Annotated in this window: 5 protein-coding genes; 3 read left to right on the top strand and 2 right to left on the bottom strand. The window is 66.7% G+C overall.

Going from position 1 to position 4,666, the window contains the following annotated elements:
• On the bottom strand, positions 1 to 303 hold a 303-nt coding region (locus VGC47_07640; GenBank protein ID HEX9855169.1), incomplete at its 3' end, for a hypothetical protein.
• Between VGC47_07640 and VGC47_07635 the strand changes: the two genes are divergently transcribed.
• The 3 genes from VGC47_07635 (at position 278) to VGC47_07625 (ending at position 3,770) form a co-directional block, all read left to right on the top strand.
• Positions 278 to 694 carry a hypothetical protein gene (locus VGC47_07635; GenBank protein HEX9855168.1) on the top strand — a complete coding sequence of 139 codons (417 nt, stop codon included), beginning with the start codon at positions 278 to 280 and terminating at the stop codon, positions 692 to 694. The two genes, VGC47_07640 and VGC47_07635, sit on opposite strands and share 26 nt — an antisense overlap.
• A gap of 113 nt (positions 695 to 807) precedes the next feature.
• On the top strand, positions 808 to 1,464 hold the full coding sequence (locus VGC47_07630; protein ID HEX9855167.1) for a hypothetical protein: 657 nt from the start codon (positions 808 to 810) through the stop codon (positions 1,462 to 1,464).
• Positions 1,440 to 3,770: an AAA family ATPase gene (locus tag VGC47_07625; GenBank protein HEX9855166.1), complete on the top strand. Its 2,331-nt coding sequence runs from the start codon at positions 1,440 to 1,442 to the stop codon at positions 3,768 to 3,770. Before VGC47_07630 ends, VGC47_07625 begins: the two co-directional genes overlap by 25 nt.
• 61 nt (positions 3,771 to 3,831) lie before the next feature.
• On the opposite strand, the gene VGC47_07620 is transcribed toward VGC47_07625, so the two are convergent.
• The coding region (locus VGC47_07620) for a hypothetical protein (protein ID HEX9855165.1) at positions 3,832 to 4,666 on the bottom strand (835 nt) is incomplete at its 5' end.

The following is a 4,666-nucleotide window of genomic DNA, read 5'->3' as shown; positions in this document are numbered from 1 at the left end:
GCCGAGGAGGCTCCGCCGCGGCCACCCTCCACGCAATCCCCCGGTCCCCGGGGGATCGGCGCGCGTCCCGCCAGGGACCGAGCCGAGGGGGGCCAACCGCCACACCACCCGCCGCTTCCCCATCGGCCTGGGGTCGGCGGTGGTGTTGCGGGTCTTGACCTGGGGGTTGTCAGCGATCGGTCGGTTCGCCGTGATCTTGTCGATCGCGATCGCTGCGTGCGGGGACGCCTCGGAGCCTGCGGCGACGACCATGTCGATTCCGACGACGAGCACTGTCGTGGCATCCAGCACCACGACGACCATGGCGACAACCACGACGGTCGCACCCACGACCACCGTTGCGGCCACGACGACGCGCCCGCCCGTTGTCACTCTCGATGTCCTGGCCGGGCAGTGGAGTCGTGAGAGCAGCGAACACGGGCCGGAGTTCCTGCGGCTGACGGATGCCCTCGAGTTCCACTATGCGGACGGCGAGGTCGGCAACCTGGACGGGGACGGAGCCCTCGCCGGCACGTTCGAGCTCACCGACGGCGTGTTCACGGTCGACACCGAGGATTGCCCAGGGATGATCGGCGCATACGCCCTCCGCATTCGCGAGGTCGGGGTCGAGCGCTTCCTGATCTTCACGGCGATCGACGAGCCTTGCGTCGGCCGCGGGGAAGGCTTGACGTTCGGCCCGTGGATGAGATCCTGACGCCGGCCAATCCCCCTGCGGCGGCGCTCCGAAGAACCGGCGAGGGTCGTCGTTCGTACCAATGACGACCGATTATCGTCAACTGCCACACGGGTCACACCGAAGGAATGGGGATGGAGCGTCGCTCGCCGATGGCCGGCCGGGTCCGGCGGCTGCCTGCTGCTCTCCTCATGCTGGCCGTGGCTTGTGGCGGCGGGACATCGACGTCTCTCGAGTATGAGGACCCCAACCAGTCCGCCATCTTCGAGATCCCCCGCGAGTGGCATCTCTACGAGGCCGACGAGCTGACGGCCGTGCCGACGCTCCCGTTCGTCACGGACTTCGGCACCCAGCTCTCCGTCGTCTCCAAGGTCGGATTCGACGGGGCGACCGGTCGTGACGTCGCCAACCTCGACGTCGCCATCTCGAACGCCGAGTACCCGGTCGGATCCATGGTGATCCGCGCCGTCGGCTCAGGCGAGCGCGACCTCCTCTCGAGGAACCTCCTCGAGAGCGCCGTGATCCACACCCAGGCTTACACCACCAGCACGAACAGCGGTATCGCGGAGGACTTCCGGTTCGACACCGGGTACGAGGGGATCCGACGATTCGTCTCGTTCCAAGCCCAGGAGTCGGAGGATCAGGGGATCGCCTACTACATCTCGGTCACGAATCCGGACGACTCCCGCATATACACCATGGCAGCGGGTTGCTCGATAGCCTGCTTCGAGACCTACCGTGACCGAATACTCGAGGTGGTCGACTCATGGCTCGTGAACACCAGGCAGTGAAGAACACCCGCGAGGGTTACCGGAGGCGGATGGACGCCTGGGATCGCTTCAAGATCTCGACCATCCTCATCGCCCTCTTCACCGCGTCGTTCATCTCGAAGGTCAACGCCCCCTTCATAACGCCGAGTGAGGCGTTCGGCGAGACATTGAGCGCCTTGTGGTGGCTGCCGATCGTCCTCTTCTTCGAAGGGCTCCGCCAGATCCACTACTACGTCTCCGAGCAATCCAACCGGTACAACCGGTTCTGGGGAGACAAGGTCTTCGGCCGGATCGAGCGGTCTACGCAGCGTCGCTTCAGCCCATGGTTCCGCTTCAGGGTCGGACGCTATGTCCGTATCACCTTCTACCTGTTGATCGTCGGCGTCATCGCCAACTATCTCTCGGACGAGTGGAACTCTCCCGTCGAGGCATTGATCGGCATGCCTCGCTGGTTCGTGTCGAACCTCGCCTCCATCGCCCAGTTCCTGTTCGTCATGTTCTTCGTCGTTGCCCAGTTCGCAATGCTGTTCTGGTTCCTGTCCCGAGGCGGCGTGAAGTACATCATGCCGGAGGAGATCGAGACCAGGTACGAGGACGTGTGGGGCCAGGACCACGTCGTCGATCTGGTCCGGGAGAACATGGGCTTCCTCGAGAAGCCGGACGAGATCGAGGCGAAAGGCGGGTACGTCCCCGGCGGCATCCTGCTCTGGGGCCCTCCGGGCACCGGCAAGACGCTGATTGCGGAAGCCACTGCGGGTGAGGTCGGCGTGCCGTTCGTGTTCGTCGAGCCCGGCGCCTTCACGAACATGTTCTTCGGGGTCGGGATCCTCAAGGTGAAAGGCCTGTTCCGGAAGCTGCGCAAGCTGTCGCTGCGCCACGGCGGCGTGGTCGCTTTCTTCGACGAGGCCGACTCACTCGGCTCCCGAGGCAGCCTCTCGCAGGGCGGAGTCGGCCAGCCCTACGAGGCGCTCCGCAAGGAGATGTCGTGCAACGGCATCGCCTACATGGGGCCCCACGTCGCCGACCTGCTCGCAGACGAGTACGGCATCGAAGCCGTCCCGGACGAGACGCCGCATCCCCGCTTCATCGACCGCATCATCATGGGAGGCATGGGAGGCGGAGGCGGCGGCATGGGCACGCTCCAGGCGCTCCTCACCGAGATGTCGGGCCTCAAGCAGCCACGCGGCATCTCCAACCGGGTCCGCAAGGCGCTCGGCGTCAAGCCGAAGCCGCCGCCGAAGTACCGCATCTTCATCATGATGGCGTCCAACATGCCGAACGCCCTCGACCCGGCGTTGCTCCGTCCCGGGCGCCTCGACCGGATCTACAAGGTCGGTTACCCCACCAAGGAGGGGCGCGTCGCCACGCTGCACGGCTACTTCCACAAGATCCAGCACCGGCTGCTGCCCGAGCAGATCGAAGAGCTCGCCGTCAAGACGCCCTACTACACGGGCGCCAAGATCAAGGATCTCGTCAACGAGGCGCTCATCCTGAGCATGCGCGACGATCGCGAGGTCGTCGAGTGGCAGGACGTGTGGAAGGCCAAGACACTCAAGGAGATGGGCCCGGCCGAAGGCTTCGAGTACGTCGATCGTGAGGGATTCGCCGTCGCCATCCACGAGGCCTCCCACGCCGTCGCCGCCCACCTGCTCCGCACCCACGCCGAGATCGACATCGCCACGATCGAACGCCGCGGCGACATCGGCGGATTCGTGTCCGGCATCCCGCTCGAGGACCGGTTCACCTCATGGATGTCGGAGATGGAGGTCGACATCAAGGTGTCGCTCGCCTCGCTCGTCGGCGAGCGGATCTTCTTCGAGGGTGACAACTCGTCCGGCGTCGGCGGCGACCTCCGCAACGCCACCGCCGTCGTCAGCCGGATGGTCGGCATGTGGGGAATGGGCGACACGATCGCCTCGATGGCCGGGCTCCCCCAGGGCCTCCTCGACCAGCCGCCGGACAAGACCGGCAAGATCGTCAGGTCGATGCGCGCCCAGGTCGAGAAGCGCCTCCAGGCGCTCTACGAGGAGACCGCCGAGCTCCTCGAGGAGTACAAGGAAGAGGTTCTCGCGGTGGCGATGCTCCTCCAGGAGCGCAAGACAATCTCCGGCACCGACATCGGCGAGGTGGTCGGCACGGACTCCGGCTCGCTCACGAAGTCCCGCCCGACCGGCTACGGGAAGATCGACCCGGACGTCACCCGCGCCATGCTCCCCGAGGAGCGCCGCTCGGCGATGGGCAATGGGGGCACGAAGCCTGCCATCGACTCCGCCGGCAACGGCCAACCCGGCGAGCCAGCCCCCGCCGAGGAGCCACAAGCCGAGTAGTCGCGCCAGCGCTCACCACACCAGATCCCGCAAACGGCCGAGTCGGGCGCACCCTGGCGGGCTACAGACTCGGGCCTCCTATGAAGCCGAGCTCGCAGTTTCGGGACAGGAGATGATTCGTCTCGGACTCGACATCGTGGAGGATCGTGTCCGGCTGGCTCACGGTGGCGATGTGGCGACCGTCGCCGGCGGCCCAGACCTGGCGGAGCTCCTCGTCGGCCGCCAGCTCGGCGATGACGCTCGAAGTGAGGTCGGTGACGTCGAGCGTGCTCACGGAGACCGTCGACGCCGTGGCGGTGATGTACGCCACGTGGGTTGCGTCGAACCAGCCGGCGAACACACCGGCGGTCGGAACAAGCTCTCGGCCCGTGCCGAAACCGGCGATCATCCGCCCGCCGACGTCGAACAGCGTGGCGACCCTCGTGTCGTCCTGGGTGAGCGACACGACGGCGTACTCGCCCGTTGGCGACGCGAAGGCGATCAGGGGTTCGGCGACCGTGCCGAGGGCGTCCACCGGTGCCCACGACCACGCCGGCGCCTCGGCTCCCACGTCAACGGCGATGATCCTGAACCCGGCGCCGTCTTGGACCGACAGCAGTAGCCGGGTCCCCATGTTCGACAGCGCCCTCGACAAGGGACGGCCATCGGTCGGAACCGGGATCGGGCCTCCCCCGCCAACGGAGGCCAACAGCGGAAGGCCGCCCGGGTCTGCCACGTAGATCTCGCCGTCGACGTCGACGATGCTCGACTCCGGTGCCGGGATGCCGGGACCGAACCACACCCCGTCCCTGAGGTCGACCTGCAACAAGCGGTTGCCGACGACGACGTTGTGGGTCTCTCCCGCCGGCGCGGCCGTGTCCAAATCGCCGACGGCAACCCCCTCGATGGCGGTGCTC

Source organism: Acidimicrobiia bacterium (assembly GCA_036396535.1).
In the GTDB taxonomy this organism is placed as follows: Bacteria; Actinomycetota; Acidimicrobiia; order Spongiisociales; family UBA5794; genus DASWKR01.
Note: the sequence above shows the minus strand (reverse complement) of the source record. Positions and strands in the feature narration are given on the sequence as shown.

Coding starts and splice junctions, on each gene's coding strand:
- VGC47_07630 (HEX9855167.1), top strand. CDS start 808: ATGGAGCGTCGCTCGCCGATGGCCGGCCGGGTCCGGCGGCTGCCTGCT.
- VGC47_07625 (HEX9855166.1), top strand. CDS start 1,440: ATGGCTCGTGAACACCAGGCAGTGAAGAACACCCGCGAGGGTTACCGG.